This window comes from Chryseobacterium sp. YR221, assembly GCF_900176315.1.
GTDB classification, from domain to species: Bacteria; Bacteroidota; Bacteroidia; order Flavobacteriales; family Weeksellaceae; genus Chryseobacterium; species Chryseobacterium rhizosphaerae.
The window spans coordinates 49,730-68,744 of the sequence record NZ_FWXM01000001.1; the positions used below are offsets into that span (position 1 = coordinate 49,730).

The following is a 19,015-nucleotide window of genomic DNA, read 5'->3' on the forward strand; positions in this document are numbered from 1 at the left end:
TAAGGCCTATAATTATCATTTTTAAAATTGATAAAACTCACTTTGGTGCTTAGTAATTTATATGTAAATTTGTGAGAATTAAGATAGATAATAATAAACAAATTCATAATATAACATGAGTCAATTCGATGTTACCGTAATAGGTTCTGGTCCTGGAGGTTATGTAGCTGCGATCCGTGCAGCACAATTAGGTTTCAAAACAGCAATTATTGAAAAATATTCAACTTTAGGCGGAACTTGTCTTAATGTTGGATGTATTCCGTCAAAAGCACTTCTTGACAGCTCTGAACATTTTGAAAATGCAAAACACAATTTTGCAAGCCACGGAATTATCATCAATGAGCCGAAGGCAGATATTGCAAGAATCATTGAGCGTAAAAATGAAGTGGTAGATCAAACGACTAAAGGGATCAACTTTTTGATGGACAAAAACAAAATCACTGTTTTTGAAGGATTGGGAAGTTTTGAATCTGCTACTCAGATTAAAGTAACTAAAAATGATGGTTCTTCTGAAACAATAGAATCTAAATATACAATTATTGCAACGGGTTCTAAGCCGTCTTCACTTCCTTTTATCTCTCTTGATAAAGAAAGAGTGATTACTTCTACAGAAGCGTTAAACCTTAAAGAAATTCCAAAGCACCTTGTCGTAATTGGAGGAGGCGTTATTGGTCTTGAATTAGGTTCTGTATACTTAAGATTAGGTGCTCAGGTAACGGTTGTTGAATTCATGGATAAAATTATCCCTGGAATGGACGGTGCTTTAAGTAAAGAATTGACGAAAGTTCTTAAAAAACAGGGTATGAAGTTTATGCTTTCTACAGCAGTTTCTGCAGTTGAAAGAAACGGAGACACTGTAAAAGTGACAGCTAAAGATAAAAAAGGAGAAGAAGTAGTTGTAGAAGGAGATTACTGTTTAGTTTCTGTAGGAAGAAAACCTTATACAGATGGTCTTGGTCTTGAAAAAGCAGGAGTAGAACTTGATGAAAGAGGAAGAGTAAAAACAAACGATCACTTACAGACAAACGTTGCCAACATCTATGCAATCGGTGACGTGATCAAAGGGGCAATGCTTGCTCACAAAGCGAGTGAAGAAGGAACTTTAGTTGCTGAAATATTAGCAGGACAAAAACCACATATCAATTATAACCTGATTCCTGGTGTGGTATATACTTGGCCTGAAGTTGCCGGAGTAGGTAAGACTGAGGAGCAATTGAAAGAAGAAGGAGTGGCTTATAAAGTAGGTTCTTTCCCAATGAGAGCATTAGGAAGAAGCCGTGCAAGTGGTGATGTTGATGGACTTGTGAAAATTATTGCAGATGAAAAAACTGATGAGGTTTTAGGAATGCACATCATTGGAGCGAGAGCTGCAGATCTTATTGCTGAAGGAGTAATTGCTATGGAATTCCGTGCAAGTGCTGAAGACATCGCAAGAAGTTCTCATGCTCACCCAACTTATGCTGAAGCTATTAAAGAAGCAGCGTTGGATGCTACCGGAAAAAGACCAATCCACATATAGTACGATTAAAAAGATTTAATCATTTAAATATTGAAAAGAAAGAGAAGCAGATGCTTCTCTTTCTTTTTGGCACAAAAATGGAGATTGATTTTGAAAAGTAAAGTATGAAGAAAATTTTTATAAGTTTAATGTTTCTGGCTGGTATAAGCGTATGGGCACAGGAAGCGGGGAAAGCGGGGGAGTTGTTAAAGAATGAAGCTTCAACAACGGAAATGCAGTCTCCTAATAGCCTAAGCAGAGGAAATAAAACCTTTGATCACAATACAGCCAATCAAAACAACAAGATAAAAAATCCAGGGTATCAATGGAATAAAAATTACGGATATGCAGAGGTCTTTTTGCGCATCCCTGAGCAGGGGTTTTTCACTGTTGAAATTGGTGATCAAATGATGGCCAATGGTTCCGGGAAATATAGATTTTTTGACTTACAGTCCGGAAGAATACCGATTGCAATCTATGAAAATGGATTTTTAATGTACAGAACTACTTTGATGCTTCGGAATAACAGCAGAATGGTACTGGATTTCTTTACCAATGAAGGGTTATATTTGCTGGATTCTTATCCTGTTCAGGGGCAATACGGTTTTAATGACTGGAATGATGTCTGGAATAATCCTTACGGAAATCAATCCGGAAACTGGAATAATGCTGGTAATGTAATGGACAATACAACCTTCCGCCAGTTTTTTGAAATGTTGCAGAGAAATGAGAAATTTGATGATGGCAAAATAGCTATGATTAATCAGCAAATGCGAAATTCTATGTTTACCGCTGCACAGATCAGAGATTTGGTGAAGTCGATCAGTTTTGATAAAAATAAATTGTCTTTGGCTAAATCTATGTATCGGAATTGTGCCGATAAAAACAAATACTTTCTGGTATCCGATGCATTTGATTTTGAAAGTAGTAAACGGGAACTCATGGAGTATGTTACGAATTTATAACAATAAAAAAAGAGGTGATTTTCATCTCTTTTTTATTGTTGATTGTTTAATCAGAAATATGCTTGTTTCTATTTTAATAATAAACGTATTTGGGTCTAGCCTCACCCTATTTTAGATTACATTATTTTTATTGGGTCATAAAATTGAGTGTGTTTGGGCGCAATATTAAACTGTATCCCAAATGTAACCCCTTTAAAGTATTTTTCTTTGTGGATAGGAAATGCATATCCGGTATTGAGAAAGATAATATTGAACAGTGTAATACCGATTCTGGGTTCTATGGAATAGGGGTTAGAAGATAGTCCGAATAATTTTCCCTGATCGGAAAGATAAATATGGGCTTCCGGAATAAATTTATCTGCATGATTGATATGGCTATACAGAAGGGAGGGGCCCAAAATAACAGATCTCCCATGAGTATTACCTATTCTGAATTCCAAGCCGGTCTGTAAAACATTTCTTCCGGTATAACGATAGGCAACCGTAATAGCTGTTTTTTCGAGTAATTGAGCATTGATCGTGATCACCGAAATAAGAAATGCCACAGCGAAATACTTTTTCATGTTTTCTGGTATTTTTTATTCAAATGTACAGGTTTTAAAAGCTGTCTGACAGATAAAATAATTCTTAAAAGTATTAAGTAGGGTAAAATCTTCAAATTTCCGTACCTTTGTCAGCTAATTTTATCATCAATGCAACTCGGAAAAACTCAAACTTTAAAAATTTCAGAAAAAAATAACTCAGGATGGATCTTAGCAGATGAATCCGGTGAAAAGGCTTTTTTACCAAAAATTTTCACGAATGAAGAAAAAGAAATAGGTGATGAGGTAGAGGTTTTTGTTTATCAGGATGATGATAAATTGAAAGCAACTACTGAGATTCCATTGGCTGAAGTGGGAGAGTTTGCTGTAATGAGTTGTGTGCAGAGTCTTCCTAGCGGAGCATTTATGGACTGGGGAATCATCAAAGACTTGTTTATTCCTTACAAACAGCAGAAAACCAAAATTATAGAAGGTAAAAGATACCTGGTTTATATCTACGTAGATGAAGATATGGACTTGATTACAGGAACTACAAAATTCAAGAGAAACCCTCAGTATCAGGATTTGCCATTCAAGAAAGGGGATAGTGTAGACCTGCTTATGATGAATGAAAGTGAGATTGGCTGGAATGTGGTGATCAACAAAAAATATATCGGTTTGATCTATGTTTCCGATGTTTTTAAAAAGCTTTATCCTTTGTCTGAAGAAACAGGTTATATTAAAGCGATTCGTGAAGATGGAAAAATTGATGTTTCTCTGCAGCCCGAAGGTTTTGAAAATGTTGATGAATTCAAACAAAAGATTCTGAACAGATTGGAGGAGAACTACGGACTTTTACATGTTTCAGACAAGTCTTCTCCTGAAGAGATCAAAGATGAGCTTCAGATGAGTAAAAAGAACTTTAAGAAAGCAATTGGAGGACTTTATAAGGATAAGATTATTGATATCCTGGATGATAAGATCAGATTACTATAAAAAATAAAAGAGCAGAATTTTCTGCTCTTTTTTATTATTCCCTGTTTTTAACCAGCAGCCATCCACTGTAGGTTCTTCCATCAGACACTTTTATGGTGTACCAGTAGGTTCCTGTGGATATAGGTTGGGAGTTATATTTTCCATCCCATTGAAAAGGTTTTTTACTGATGGTTTCCTTAAAGATCATCAATCCTTTTCTGTCATATAAATTGACTTCTGTTCCCGGATAATTCTCTAACCCGGCTATTTTCCATGTATCATTTGTTCCGTCACCATTGGGAGTGATGGCATTAGGAATGTTGAATATAGAGAAGTTTTTCTGGCCAATAATACATCCTGCTTTTGTTCTTACATAGACGGTGTATTCCCCGATATTTAAATTGGTGAAAATATGGGAGTCCTGCCAGGTACTATTGTTTAAGGAGTATTCATAATTTCCGGCTTGGGAAAGAATGACTGTTGCTGTATTATTAACAATGTTTACTGATACAATCTGAGCTAATACAGAATAGCTGATCTGCACAGAATCTGTATTTTCACAGCCGAAACTGTTTGTTACTTTTACAGAATAGGTTCCCGGAGTTGATACGGTAATGGTCTGGGTTGTTGCACCGGTGTTCCATAGATACTGCAATCCGGGTCCTGCATCTAAAGTCACAGATTTTCCTTCACAGAAATCCAACTGATCAGGAAGGTTGATGAAAGGTTTTGGATTGACCGTAATATTCAGTCTGACTATTGTAAAGCATCCGTCAGCTGTGGCAACTTTTACATGAACTAAGGTTGATCCATTGTTTACAACATAAGCTGAAGGATTAGTAATGACATTTCCACTCATATCCGTATAAGTAAATATATAAGCGCCCGGATTCGTAATGATATTACTTTCAAAAGAATGTAGATCTACTGTCATTGTGTTTCCGGTCGTAGTATTACACAGTAACGGAGCATAATCTTTGGCCGGAATATTATTGATAGAAAGGGTTACAGAAACAGCCAGTTTTTCAGATTCACAGTTGTTTAATGTCTGTGTTACATAATAGGTTTGTCCATGTACAAGGGGAGTGGTCGCGGGTAATACCGTTCCTGAGGCATTGTAAAACACCAGAGATGTTCCGGTTACGGCAAGGTTAGCTATCGTGGGATTAGCGGAAGCACAGAAATCCTGGTCAATATTGGCTGTCGGCTTAGGAGTGGTATTGACCGTCACCTGAACAGCAATTGTATTGCTTTCACAACCGTTGATAGTTTGAGAAGCATGGTAAGTCTGGCCATTGAGAAGAGGCGTTGTAGCCGCTAACAGATTTCCTGCAGCATCATACCATTTTATATTCTGACCTGTGATCTGGATATCTGAAATTTTTGGATTGTTTGTGGTACAGAAGGTTTGTATTAAGTTTGCTGCAGTGGGAAGGGCAGGTGATGTTATAGTTACATTTTGGTTTTGAGTGGCTGTATTTCCGTTTCCATCATTATACGTCCAATGAATGATATAGTTTCCTGGAATTGAATATGACAGAGGGTCTGTGGTGGTTGCAGTAATTACCCCTGCACAGTTATCCGTAGCAGTTGGAAAGTTAGTAACCGTTGTATGACAATCGCCTGTAATATCTGTTAAATTGGCAACATTCGGAATCGGAGCGGCATGATCACCTACCACAACGTTTACGGAGAAACTTCCGTCACAGCCTCCGGATCCGGAAACCTGACATATGTAGGTGCCGGAATTAGCTGCTGTTGCATTGTTGATGGTTGGGTTTTGTAAAGAAGAAGTAAAACCATTGGGCCCTGTCCAGCTGTATGTTGTTCCTCCGGTAGCATTCAGTTGGAGTGTTGAATTAATACAAACCGGAGAATTGGAGGTGATCACTGCAGCTGAGGTACAGTCTTGAAATTTAGCTATAAAAATGTCATTTCCACCACCAGGTAACTGCTGAAATGTTCCTGGGGTTGCAATGCCGGAGGTATTTCCACTAGACATTCCTGTTAAATAAATAGCACCTTCATTATCTTTTGTAACTTCACCATGTTGTGTTGCACCATTTCCTTTATAATATGTTCCCCATTCCTTTACATCATTTTGATTGTATTTAATTAAGAAGGTGGAAATATACATGGCTGGCATTCCCATGTACGCTCCGGGAGTAGATATATCAGGTTGTCCACTAGAATGTAATCCTGTAAAGAAAACATTCCCGGAAATGTCCGGATATGCTAATAATTGAGGTTCACCAGTAAAATCAAAATAACTTTTTGTAATTGTATTAGTGGCTAAATTTACACGCCAGATTCCAGGCTGTCCCATTGGAAAAGCAGGTGTAGGATATTTACCGGGAAGAATTAAGGTATTATTTACAATTCTTGCTTTCCATATAACTTCCGATCCTGCATTACCATAATAGCTTGACCTTAGAATAGTATTTCCCGATTTTGAAAACTGTATGTAGATTCCGTCTACCTCACCACCTTTTAAAGGTTGAAAAGGGTTAACCATGGGGATGGTTGAAGATTGGGTAGCTCCAATTATTTCAAGGTGATCAACAGAAGAGAAAATATGGAAAATAGAGGTTGAACCATCACTTCTTCCAAAATAGGTGGCCCAATCCACAGTACCGGTTGTTGTATTTAAAGAAGCTAAAATACCTTCTGTATAGCCGATGGGGGTAGATTTGGTAGGTTGCATTGCGTTGACAGTAGGAAAATCAGAACTGAAAGCATCCCCACCAATATATACGTGATTTTGGTTATAAGAAACAGTATACAGTTTGTCTTGTCTGCTTGAAACAAATTCTTTTTCAAAAGCCAAGCTTCCATTATTATTAAATTTTATCAGAACAATATTTTCATTGTAAGACCCTCTTTGAACGGTTCCTCCGGCATATATATTAAAATTTTCATCAAAATCTACATCCATAAATACATCAGTCATTCCAAAACCATAATAGGTTCCCCAAAGTTTTTGCCCATTTTTAGACAGTTTCATCAAGAATGCATCAAAACCTCCGGCAACATTGAGCTGATAGGTTCCTGACGTTGCAAAATTCGTAGTACTATTGGTGGCTCCATATAAATAGCCAATATTTTGGCTGTCAGTCTTGATTCTTCCGGAATCTTCCCCAAATCCTCCAGCGTAGCTTCCCCATACTCTTGTGGGTACAGGATCTATCACAATCGTTTTATTGGAAGTATCTAAAGGTGCATTAAATCCAAAAGTCTGATCTCCAAGATCTTTAAAAGAAACATCAATACTTCTATTGATGCTCCCTGTGATCCAACTGTTAGGAATATTCTCATAGATTTCACCAAAACGTACATTCATGGTTAGTCTTCCGTCTTTGATCAGCGTAGAAGCACCATTAAATTTCATTTTGATATCAGATACTTTTCCACCAGGATTGATGATGAAATTATATTCAATAGGTTTTAAAGTGTCTTTAGGTTTGAAGAAAACCAGATCTATATGAGGGTATATATTTTTATAGCGAACCTTTTGATGACGATACACATTTGTGACTCCTTTATGATTATTTGGTAGATTATAATAGTTGTCGTAATCAGGAGATTTTCCCTCTGCTATAATAGTTGCTTCTTGATTAGAATTAACAAGATCAATATCTACTCTGTGTATCAACTTTTCATAAATATATTCATCAATATTATAATGGTTGGGACTTGGAAGTGTATTTTCTGTCTTTTTTGAAAAGTTGGGATTTACTATTTTCTTTGTTTCGTAAATATCATAAGAAAAGCCACCGGAACGGAGTTGTACATTCAGTCCATTAGAGTGGAACAGGTATTTTACGTCATTGTTTTCTTTTCCGTCCTGATCTATAATCTGGCCTTTGTTTTCGTAAAAATAGTAGGAGTTGTTTTCTGATATCTTTTTTTGTGAAAATAGAAGAACTCCACTCAGAACGGAGAACATCAATAAAATTTTTCGCATCAGGGTATTAATTTTTTTTTGCGGCAAAGATATAAAAATGCCCCTCTCATCGAATATTAAATAACACATGGTGTTGAATTATATGAAAAATATGATGTAAATCATAACAATTTTGTTTAATATTTTTGTTTAACAATTTTGTCAAAAACAAAATTTGTTTAATTTTGCACAAATTTGTTTAACAAAAATGTCAAATCAAGCAAAAAAAGACCAAACACAGGAATTGATCAAGGAGACGGCGAAGAATTTATTCTTTGTGAAAGGAAAATTTGATGCTACAACGCAGGAAATTGCTGATGCAGCCGGAGTGAACAGAACACTGATAAACTACTATTTCCGCTCAAGAGATAACCTGATTCAGATTATTTTCGATGAAGCACAAAAAGTGGAACAGGAGAAATCTAAGATTATCCAGACTTCAAATCTTCCTTTTAAGGAGAAAATGAGTGAGTTTATAGAAAGCAGCCTTGCTACAAGCCTTCAGTATCCTTATCTGGAAACTTATATTGTTTCACAGATCAATAAGGGAAGCTGTCATCAAAGAGAAATTGAAGAAGATATCCTGGATCAGATGTACCGCGATATTGAAAAAGAAATGGAATTGGGAAATATTGAGAAAATGTCACCCGTTCAGTTTATTCTGAATATGGTTTCGTTATTGGTTTTTCCAAGTGCTATAAGACCTCTGTTTATGGAGAATCTGATGATTAGTGATGATGAATATGATAAGATTATTTCAGAACGGAAAGAGATTATTATCAATATGTTATTTAAAAATTAAAGTATTTCAGAACGGCGTTCGTCATATAGAAATAAAATAACAACATTAAACTACATAAAAAAATAAACGAAGTATAAAATTATGAAAAGAAAACGTATAACTGCGCAAAAGCTAAAAATTGGGATAGCTGCAGCATTTATGATTTTCGGCTTTTCATCGGTGTCTGCACAACAGCAGGTTTCTTTACAGGAAGCCATTAAGCAGGCTCTTCAAAATAAGGCAGAAGCCAAAAAAGCGGCCTTACAGATCAAAAAAGCTGAATATAAAATAGATGAAGCCAGAGCAGGAGCTTTACCTCAGGTAACCGGTACGGCAGGCTTAACTTATAATCCAATTATTCAGCAGTCATTACTGGAATTTGGTGGACAAAGAATAACCGCTCAGCTGGGACAGCCTTGGAGCACCAATGCAGGGGTAAATGTTCAGCAAGCTATATTTGATCAGAGAGTCTTTACTGGCCTTAAGGCTGCAAAATCAACAAGAGAGTTTTATATCCTGAATGCTCAGTTGACCAATGAACAGATTATTGAAAATGTAGCAACTGCTTATTATCAGGTGTTTGTACAGGAAGAAAATCTTAAGACTGTGGAGGTAAGCTACACCAATACAGAAAAAACAAGAAATGTTATCAAGAGTCTAGTTGATAACGGATTGGCAAAAGCCATTGATTTAGATCGTACAAACGTACAGCTGACTAATATTGGATCCAACAGACAGCAACTGATCAATTCAGTTGAGCTTTCAAAAAATGCTCTGAAGTTTTACATGGGAGTTCCCATTGATTCCAGTATAGAGCTTGAAGAAAAGACTATTGAACCGAAACCTGAGCTAATCATCAGCAACGTGGATCTGAATAACCGCTTGGAGATGCAAGTGAAGAATAAAAACAGAGAGCTTCTTGTGTTCAACAAAAAAGCAACGGAAGCCTATCTTTATCCTACTGTAAGCCTGCAGGCCAATTATGCATGGGCGGCAACAGGAAAGAAATTTCCTCTTACCAATGGTTTGAGTAATGGGGTACTTTGGAGTGATTATTCAGCAATAGGGCTAAATATTAATGTTCCGATCTTTACAGGAGGGTCTACAAAAGCTAAGATTCAGCAAGCTGAAATTGATATTCAGGATTTGGATTTGGATATTCAAAATACCCAGTTGACTTTGAACTTGGATTATAAAAATGCGATTTCCAATATGGAAAACTCTATCATTAATATCCAAAGTATGAAAGACAATGTAGGCCTTGCGGAAAGAGTACAGAAAAATACTCAGTCTAATTATCAGAATGGTTTGGCAACACTTACAGAAGTTTTAGATTCTGAAAATGCTTTGACTCAGGCAAAACAGAATTATTCAAATGCATTATTAGACTATAAGCAAGCTGAGATCAAATTAATTAAAGCTAAAGGAGAATTAAACACACTACAAAACCCATAACTAAAATGAAAAAAACTTTAATATATATCATCGTAGCAGCTGTACTTGTAGGTTTGGCAGCCTATAAGATTGCAGGTAACAAAGAGAAACAGACAAAAGAGGTTAAAGAAGTTGCTAAGCAGGTTGATAAGATCAACGTGAATGTTGTAACGGTTTCTAGAGAAAATATCAATACCGATTACTCAGCCAACGGAACTTTTATTCCTAAGCAGGAAATGAATCAGTCTTCAGAAATTGCAGGGCGTATCGTTAGTGTTTTGGTAAAGGAAGGTTCCAGAGTTTCTGCAGGTCAGACGTTGGCAACTATTAAAAGAGATGCCATTGAAGTTGATGTAACACAAGCTCAGAATAATTTGCAAAATGCAATTATCGACAACCAACGTTACGAAAACGCATATAAAACCGGTGGTGTTACAAAACAGCAGCTGGATAACTCAAGACTACAGCTGAAAAACATGCAGGCTGCCGTTAAAGCTCAGGGAGTAAGAGTAAATGATACAAGCATTCGTGCAGGAATCAGCGGAACGATCAATAAAAAGATGGTTGAGCCTGGAACAGTGGTTTCTGTAGGGACTTCTATGTTTGAAATCGTTAATATCAACAGTCTTAAACTTTCTGTATTGGTAGATGAAAGTCAGGTAGGAAGAATTGCACTGGGACAGGAAGTTCCTATTAATGTCAATGTTTTACCTGAAGATTCTTTCAGCGGTAGAATTACCTTCATTGCTCCTAAAAGTGATGCATCTTTAAATTTCCCTGTTGAAATTGAAGTTCAGAACAGAGGAAACTTAAAAGCAGGGATGTATGCAACCGCTTTATTTAAAACCAATCACGGTGCTGAAACTCAGAATATGCTTACCGTTCCTGCAGAAGCTTTCGTAAACGGAGTAAGTTCAGGGCAATTATTTATCGTAAACAATGGTATTGCTAAACTGATCAAAGTACAAACAGGAAAAGTGTACGGTGATAAAGTTCAGATCTTAAGCGGACTGAACGGTGGTGAACAGGTAGTTACCAGTGGGCAGATCAACCTTGATAATGGTGCGAAAATCAATATCGTAAAGTAACAGAAGATGAAGTTAGCAGAAATATCCATTAAAAGGCCATCCCTTGTTATCGTATTGTTTACGATACTTACGTTGGGTGGTTTATTAAGTTACTCCATGATGGGGTACGAGTTGATTCCAAAGTTTGAAACCAATATGGTAACCATTTCTACGGTATATCCCGGAGCTTCGCCTGCTGAGGTGGAAACTTCGGTAACCCGGAAAATTGAAGATGCCGTGGGTTCCCTGGAAAACGTAAAAAAAGTAGAATCTTCATCTTATGAAAGTTTATCGGTTATTATGGTTCAGCTGAATACCGGTGCCGATGTAAACTATGCTTTGAATGATGCACAGAGAAAGGTTAATGCTATTTTAGCAGATCTTCCGGACGATGCAGATCCACCTTCTTTGCAGAAATTCTCATTGGATGATCTCCCGATCATGACATTGAGTATTTCCAGTGATAAACTGAATAATAAAGATCTTTATGACCTTTTAGATAAAAAAATAGAACCTATTTTCTCCCGTGTAAACGGTGTGGCTCAGGTTGACCTTGTAGGAGGGCAGGAGAGAGAGATTCAGGTAAACTTAGATGAAAAGAAAATGCAGGGATATGGGATTGCCATCGCAGACGTACAGCAGGCGATTCTTTCCTCAAACCTGGATTTCCCGACGGGAGCTTTGAAGACGAGAACTTCAAGATCTACGATCAGACTTTCCGGAAAATATAAAAGTGTAGATGAGATGAATAACCTTGTCGTTTCCAATAAAAATGGAGCTCAGGTTCGTTTATCTGATATTGCAACAGTTTTCGATACACAGAAAGATGTGGAGAAAGTTGCAAGATACAATCAGAATTCTACGATTTTACTTCAGGTTAAAAAGCAATCTGATGCCAATGCGGTTTCAGTTTCAGAATTAGTGAAGAAAACAATTGCTGATGTTCAGAAGAATTATAAAACTCAGGCAATTAAAATAAACATTGTAGATGATACAACAGACTTTACACTTGAAGCTGCGGACCATGTAATTTTCGATTTATTCTTAGCGATTATCCTGGTAGCAGTAGTAATGTTATTGTTCCTTCATAACATCAGAAATGCATTTATCGTAATGGTTTCTATTCCGATGTCATTGATTGCAACAGTAATTGGGATGTATCTGATGGGCTATACCTTAAACCTGATGAGTTTATTAGGACTTTCACTGGTTGTTGGTATCCTTGTGGATGATGCCATTGTAGTTTTGGAGAACGTTTACCGTCACATGGAGATGGGGAAAAGCAGAATTCGTGCAGCCTATGACGGAGCTTCGGAGATTGGATTTACCGTAACAGCTATTACCCTGGTAATCGTGGTGGTATTCTTACCGATCGCGATGAGTTCAGGATTGGTATCTGATATCCTGGCGCAGTTCTGCGTCACGGTGGTTATTGCGACATTATTCTCCTTATTAGCTTCATTTACCATCATTCCTTGGTTATCTTCAAGATATGGTAAACTGGTACATTTGACAGGTAAAAATCCTTTTGAGAAATTTATCCTTTGGTTTGAAAAGCAATTGGAAAAATTCACTCACTGGATCACAGGAATTCTGGAATGGGCTTTAAAAACAACATTAAGAAGAATTATGACAGTAGTCGTAACCTTCATTATCCTGATTTCTTCATTCATGCTGGTAGCTTTCGGATTTATCGGTGGTGAATTCTTCCCTAAAATGGACAGAGGACAGTTCCTTGTTCAGATGGAATTACCTAAAGATGCTTCTGTAGAAAAAACCAACCAGCTGACATTGGAGGTTGAAAGATATCTTAGAAATGATAAAGATGTTGTAGACATGATCACCACAGTTGGTCAGCAGTCATCAGGATTTGGTGGTGCGCAGGCTACTTTATATCAGTCAGAGATCCAGGTGATTCTGGTCGATAAATCTGAGCGTAATGAAAGCACAGATATAAAATCTGCAAGAATCAAGAGAGCGTTGGAAGAAAAATTCACAGGAGTTGAATTTAAAACGGCACCAATCGGATTAATGGGAGCAGATAATGCACCGATTGAAATGGTGGTAACGGCTCAGGATAACGAAACAGCCAATAAAGAAGCTAACAGAATTCTAGAGTTGCTTAAAAAAGTTCCTGGTTCCGTAGATGCAGAATTATCGACTGACTCTGGAAATCCGGAAGTTCAGGTGAATATCGACAGAGATAAAATGGCATCTTTAGGCTTAAACCTTTCCAGTGTAGGACAAACGATGCAGACTGCATTCAGTGGAAATACAGACGGAAAATTCAGAGCCGGAGAATATGAATATGACATCAATATCCGTTTTGGTGATGCCAACAGACAATCCATTGATGATGTAAGAAACCTGATGTTTACAAATCCTCAGGGTGAGCAGATCAGACTAAGTCAGTTTGCAGAAGTGAAAATGGGTTCAGGACCGAGTTTATTGGAACGTAGAGATAAAGCACCTTCTGTAAAGGTAAAATCTAAAGTGGTAGGTCGTCCTGTAGGAGACGTTGCCAACGAATGGGCTGCTCAGTTTATGGATAACGAAAAAACAAAACCGGCGGGAGTAAGCTACATCTGGAGTGGTGATATGGAAAACCAGACCGAAGGTTTTGGTACCTTAGGAATTGCATTGATGGCCGCTATCGTATTGGTTTACCTGGTAATGGTTTCATTGTATGATTCATTCGTATATCCGTTTGTAGTATTATTCTCTATTCCTTTGGCATTGATCGGGGTAATGGTTATCCTTGCTATCACCGCAAATTCATTAAACATCTTTACGATGCTGGGGATGATCATGTTGATTGGTTTGGTGGCGAAGAATGCGATTATGATTGTCGACTTTGCGAATATGAGAAAAGAAGCAGGAGCCAGTACTCATGATGCTTTGATTCAGGCGAACCACGCACGTCTTCGTCCGATCCTGATGACAACAATTGCGATGATTTTCGGTATGATCCCGATTGCGATTGCAAAAGGAGCAGGAGCAGAGATGAACAACGGATTAGCATGGGTTATTATTGGTGGTTTGACATCATCTCTATTCCTGACGCTAATTATTGTGCCGGTAGTTTATTCATTATTTGATTCAATTCTAAGAAGAATGGGTAAACATGAAAAAGTAGACTACGAAGCTGAAATGAAAGCTGATTATGTACATAAAGAACTAAGTGAAGACGGATTTACTCCGAAACACGTAGACTAAAAATAACAACCTTTAATTAACCCAAAAAGCGTATCATTTTTTTGATACGCTTTTTGATTTTTATAAATAGTAAGTTTGTTTAAAATTATGAGGAGCCTGACTATAAAAGTTTTTCAGTTAAAATTTCCCATTGTTATTTTTCCAGTTTTCCTTTGCCGGAATTTCTTCTATGGTATCCCAATGTTCGACAATTTTTCCGTTTTCAATGCGGAATAAATCATAAAAAGAGGTGTGCTTTCCGCCAAATTTACCTTCGCTTGCAGTGAGCACAAAATTACCTTCTCCCAATACTAAATGGATGGTGTCATATTGCATCGTAATACCCTGAGAAGCCATATATTCCAAAGCTTTCCCCAGGCCAGACAGACCATCACCTATTTGTGGGTTGTGTTGGGTATAGTTTTCACCATCAATATAATGGGTTAACTTGTCCATTTTTCCGTTGACCAGAATATCCTCTACAAAGCTTCGTGCCAATACTTTGTTAGCCTCCGTTTTGTCTGGGTCTGTAATCGTTGTTGTACCGTCTGTCATGGTATGACCGCTTGGATTTGGGCCGGATGTTTCCTGAAGGTTATCCCAATGTTCCACTGCTTTTCCTTCTTCGAAACGGAAAATATCAAATCCTATTTTGGGGCCGAAAAAGTTGTAATCTACATGACAGAAGGCATAGTCACCATCCTCAAAAGCCCTTATGATATTTACCTTGGTAGAGCCTTTTGGAAGCTGCGAAAACAGGGCTTCTAAGCCTGCATGTCCTTCGCCAATATTCAGATTGTGTTGTATGTACTTCCCTTCATTGATATGATCAAGAGGTACCCGTGTTTCAATACCATTTAAGAGTTCGATTGCTTTTTGTTTGTTTTTCATTTTTTATGTTTTTTAATTAAGAATTGAAGATACAAAAAGATAGAACTAAGTAGAGATAAAATAATCAGAAGTTCAAAGACCTGATTTCCAACCTCAATATTCTGCAGATTGGAGAAGAGTGGAAATGCTATGACAATATCTACATCGTTCCTAAACAAAAAAACAGCACCCAATCAGGTGCTGCATGATATTTTTAAATTCTTCAATTTTTCAATAAAAACAGATCTTACAATTCTTCACAGTTTTTTTTCAGATTCATGAAAATCTTATCAAAATCTTTGTAAACGGTTCCTTCATCTTCACGCTTTTGTCTGAAGCTGCTGTTGGCACAGTTGTGAAAACTAAGGCCGATCAGATCAATCAAGGCGTAATCTTCTTTTTGAGGATCATTCATTTTTAGATCAAATCTGGCCATCACGCCTTTAGGGTCTGCGTTGTTTTTGCTTTTTAGTTCCGTAAAGTTTTTCCAGGCCTCAAACATTTTTTCCCGATCCGGAGAAGATATAGCATCTATGGGCTCTTTGCAGGTATTATAAAATTTACTGTTTTTGAGGGTCGAAGGATCAGAAAAAGCCATAATCTCTTCCTTGTTTAATTCATACTCATTTTCAAAAGTCTGAATAGCATTCTCATACAGGTTTTTCCAAACCGGTAAATCGATCACTTTAAGACTATAAAGTTCTTCTTTTTTTTCCTGATATTGTTTTTCGAGATTTTCTAAGTGAGCCTCTTTATTTTTGCGAACCTCCTCAAGGCTGGAAAGCTTAAAAATAGGATTCGTATCAAAATGAACCCCATTGAATTTATATAGCAGTTTATTAACGCCGTCTATTTCTTCTTTTTCATATTTGGCAGCATCAAAATATCCTTTGTTGTCACAATTGAATGTCTGATAACTGTAAGCGGTAAGATTACTTACTTTTGAGGGCTTTTTTTGTCCCAAAACAATAACCGATAGGGCTGAACAAAGCCCGATCATCATTTTTTTCATGTACATAGTTGTTGAAGAATCTGAATTTTCTGAATTTCGCTTCAAAATTAAGGCTTTAAATTTGAAAATTAAAGAATTAGGGCAATTTTATGCAGTAATTTTTCTGATTTAATAAGATTTTAATTTTTTGTATAATAATTTACTATTCTGGCTCATGATGATAAACTTTTCTGTATCAGACATATTGAGTTTTTACGCGTAAAGGTCTATAAGTTTAATATCATATTATTCCTGATTTTATGGGTATTTTCCTCTGTTTTTAATTTTGTTTTTTATATTTTGCATACCACATCAAAAAATCCTTAGGCTTCTAAAGCTGATAGGAAAAAACAATAGAATTTTAGAACAAAATATTAATAATGTACAACAATTTTGAACAGCTGTTTTATCGTGGAGAACTGGAACAGTGTATTGCACAGGGTGAAAACTACTTATTATCCCATCCTGACCATGAAGACGTTTTATTTTTAATGGCAGTGGCACATCATGACAGGGTGTATGATGAAGGACATGAAGAAGTCTACAATGCTATATGTGACAAAGTAATTCCGTATCTGCGCAGAATTTTAAAACTAAATCCGAACAACCTTAAAGCCCTTTATAATATTCTGGATTACCCTTTAAGCAACGAATATACATTGATGCAGATAGGCAGGATGAAAAAACATATCACAGAAGAAAACAAGGTAGAATTTATAACATATGCAGAACGTTTACTGGATCATATTGAATACGAAGCCTATGGCTATGATTTTTTGGTGAAAATATATGAATCTCTGGGCGAAAATGAGGCCCTTTTAAACAGCCTTGAAGGCGGAATATATTATTTTCAAAGAGCATTTGCAGACAACCGGGAGCTGAGGGAAAAAAATAGCTCCTTGTTCTGGATCAAAAAGATATATCTGCTGGATCGCGAAAAAATGATCCCCGGAGAAAAATTAATAACTCTTATTGAAGAGGGACAATCTACGTTTGTAAGCAGAGATGACAATGATTTTATTAACCTTGCAGATATTGCCTATGAAAATAATGCTCCGGATCTTTCATTGAAGATGATGCTGAAAGCCATCAAAGGGACTAACAGTGCTTTGTATATACAGGAAAAGCTGGTAGAGTGGCATCAGCGTTTTGCAGAATTGATTCAAAACGGATATGATCATCCTGATGTTTTCTACTACCAGCTGATCATTGAAAGAAATTATGCTGACCTGATGAATATCTCTGAACACTTTTACTATGAGCATGCTCTTGAAGTGATTACTATACATCAGGAACTTTTTTCAGGTTACTACTTTGCCGGGACTTATCTCTATGAAGAAGAGAGTTACGCTGAGGCAATTCCCCTGTTACAAAAAGCTGTAGCCTTATCATCAAACGCAACGGCATGGAGACGGAAAGCAGAATCAGAATATCACCTTTATAAAGTGATACCGGCTGAAATTCCTGTATTTTCGGATTTGCCCGGAGACATCTATAATGAAGGAGTTTATCTGAATGAATTTATAGAAAATATACAAGATGAAAATGATACGTTACTGTGGACTGAAGTTAGCCGGATAGTGTATGAGCAGGCTTACAAAGCATTCCGAAGATATTATAAACAGGGCAAGTTTGATAGCGATTATTACAATGACCTGCATACCAGGGCGATGTGCTGTAATAATTTAGCCATTAAATATTCTTTGCAGGGTGATCATTATACTTCTGCCGCCAAAGCCTCTGAAGGGCTTACATATTCCGAGTTCAGGGAACTTCATTTTGTATTGCTGGATGCATTATTAGAGGGTGAAGACGATGAAGAGGCTGAGGCAGCACTGAACAGGTATTTCAGTCTCTATGATGAAGAGGACGATCGTTATTTTTATAAAAATTTATACTATAAAGCACGCCAGATTGAGGTTCATTGCCTGCTGGGATGTGATAATGTTTACAGGAATGCTGAAGAAACCCTTACTTACTTCTATCAGCACAGTATGGAACATCCGGAGATCAGTGATTATGATTACAGGGATCTGGAAGCAGGTAAGAATATTTTGGAGGAAATAATGGATCAGCGTCTGGATAGCGAAGATCATATAACCCGACAATCTTATTATGAAAAAGTTGCCGAACGTTTTCCCCGGGAACCTCATCCACAATATATTCTGATGCAGCTCTATAATGAACGCGAAGATTACAAAAAAGTAGCCATCACAGCTCATAAGTATCTGGAAAGCAAAAAAGATTTTATGCTGGACAGTTTCGACAGGGCGAAAACAATTTATATGATGGTAAAGAGCAATTATTTTCATGGAGCATACCCGGAAGCTGCGTCCGCATTTGGTAATCATGATACTTTCAATGCGGAAATCATGGACACTGAAGATTATGTACTTTGGCTCAGCTATGGAGTCAGAATTTACAGTAAACTGGATCATAAAGATCAGACTTTATCACTTGCTGAAAGGTTTTTTACGATCTATAATAATGAAGAATGGGGATATGACAAATTAATGGAAGGAGTAGAGCTGGCAAAGGCAGCTGTTCTGTACAAGTCTGGTAATCTTAAGGAAGCACATGCGATATTGGATCATGTGTGTTCTTTTCCAGACTATGATTCTATTGCTGATGAATACAGAGCATCATGGAAAAAACCGGGACTGTTTTCTAAATTTGGGCTTTAACCGTCTATCACTATGATACTCCATGATATTGGGTACACTGTATTTATGGATATCATATAGATTCGGAAATCAAACAATACGATCCGCATTA

General features: G+C 37.0%; 12 protein-coding genes. 8 read left to right on the forward strand and 4 right to left on the reverse strand.

Going from position 1 to position 19,015, the window contains the following annotated elements; all coding sequences use genetic code 11:
- Positions 1–115 precede the first annotated feature (115 nt).
- A complete protein-coding gene (gene lpdA / locus B8967_RS00220; RefSeq protein WP_084083788.1) occupies positions 116–1,519 on the forward strand; it encodes a dihydrolipoyl dehydrogenase in 1,404 nt (467 codons plus the stop codon).
- A gap of 104 nt (positions 1,520–1,623) precedes the next feature.
- On the forward strand, positions 1,624–2,463 hold the full coding sequence (locus tag B8967_RS00225) for a DUF4476 domain-containing protein (RefSeq protein ID WP_047491143.1): 840 nt from the start codon (positions 1,624–1,626) through the stop codon (positions 2,461–2,463).
- 116 nt (positions 2,464–2,579) lie between these two features.
- On the opposite strand, the gene B8967_RS00230 is transcribed toward B8967_RS00225, so the two are convergent.
- The gene (locus B8967_RS00230; RefSeq protein ID WP_084083790.1) at positions 2,580–3,026 is read right to left on the reverse strand and encodes a hypothetical protein; all 447 of its coding nucleotides are present in this window, start codon (positions 3,024–3,026) and stop codon (positions 2,580–2,582) included.
- A 129-nt stretch (positions 3,027–3,155) separates the two neighbouring features.
- On the opposite strand from B8967_RS00230, the gene B8967_RS00235 reads away from it, so the two are divergent.
- Complete coding sequence (locus tag B8967_RS00235) at positions 3,156–3,980, forward strand: CvfB family protein (protein ID WP_084083792.1); 825 nt, start codon at positions 3,156–3,158, stop codon at positions 3,978–3,980.
- 34 nt (positions 3,981–4,014) lie between these two features.
- Here the strand turns inward: B8967_RS00235 and B8967_RS00240 are convergent, their stop codons facing one another.
- Positions 4,015–7,923 carry a DUF7948 domain-containing protein gene (locus tag B8967_RS00240; protein ID WP_179140011.1) on the reverse strand — a complete coding sequence of 1,303 codons (3,909 nt, stop codon included), beginning with the start codon at positions 7,921–7,923 and terminating at the stop codon, positions 4,015–4,017.
- A gap of 187 nt (positions 7,924–8,110) precedes the next feature.
- On the opposite strand from B8967_RS00240, the gene B8967_RS00245 reads away from it, so the two are divergent.
- From B8967_RS00245 to B8967_RS00260, 4 genes are all read left to right on the forward strand, one after another.
- Positions 8,111–8,704 carry a TetR/AcrR family transcriptional regulator gene (locus tag B8967_RS00245; protein ID WP_047491133.1) on the forward strand — a complete coding sequence of 198 codons (594 nt, stop codon included), beginning with the start codon at positions 8,111–8,113 and terminating at the stop codon, positions 8,702–8,704.
- An 81-nt stretch (positions 8,705–8,785) separates the two neighbouring features.
- Entirely contained in the window at positions 8,786–10,138 is a 1,353-nt protein-coding gene (locus B8967_RS00250) for a TolC family protein (protein ID WP_047491130.1), read from the forward strand.
- A 5-nt stretch (positions 10,139–10,143) separates the two neighbouring features.
- Complete coding sequence (locus B8967_RS00255) at positions 10,144–11,205, forward strand: efflux RND transporter periplasmic adaptor subunit (RefSeq protein ID WP_047491129.1); 1,062 nt, start codon at positions 10,144–10,146, stop codon at positions 11,203–11,205.
- A 6-nt stretch (positions 11,206–11,211) separates the two neighbouring features.
- Positions 11,212–14,400, forward strand: coding sequence for an efflux RND transporter permease subunit (locus tag B8967_RS00260; protein ID WP_047491127.1), 3,189 nt, complete (start codon positions 11,212–11,214; stop codon positions 14,398–14,400).
- A gap of 117 nt (positions 14,401–14,517) precedes the next feature.
- Here B8967_RS00260 and B8967_RS00265 read toward each other — a convergent pair whose 3' ends face one another.
- Entirely contained in the window at positions 14,518–15,270 is a 753-nt protein-coding gene (locus B8967_RS00265; protein WP_084083796.1) for a nuclear transport factor 2 family protein, read from the reverse strand.
- A 226-nt stretch (positions 15,271–15,496) separates the two neighbouring features.
- Positions 15,497–16,261, reverse strand: a complete 765-nt coding sequence (locus tag B8967_RS00270; protein ID WP_084084877.1) for a hypothetical protein — start codon at positions 16,259–16,261, stop codon at positions 15,497–15,499.
- A gap of 359 nt (positions 16,262–16,620) precedes the next feature.
- Between B8967_RS00270 and B8967_RS00275 the strand changes: the two genes are divergently transcribed.
- The gene (locus tag B8967_RS00275) at positions 16,621–18,924 is read left to right on the forward strand and encodes a hypothetical protein (protein WP_084083798.1); all 2,304 of its coding nucleotides are present in this window, start codon (positions 16,621–16,623) and stop codon (positions 18,922–18,924) included.
- Positions 18,925–19,015: the final 91 nt, after the last annotated feature.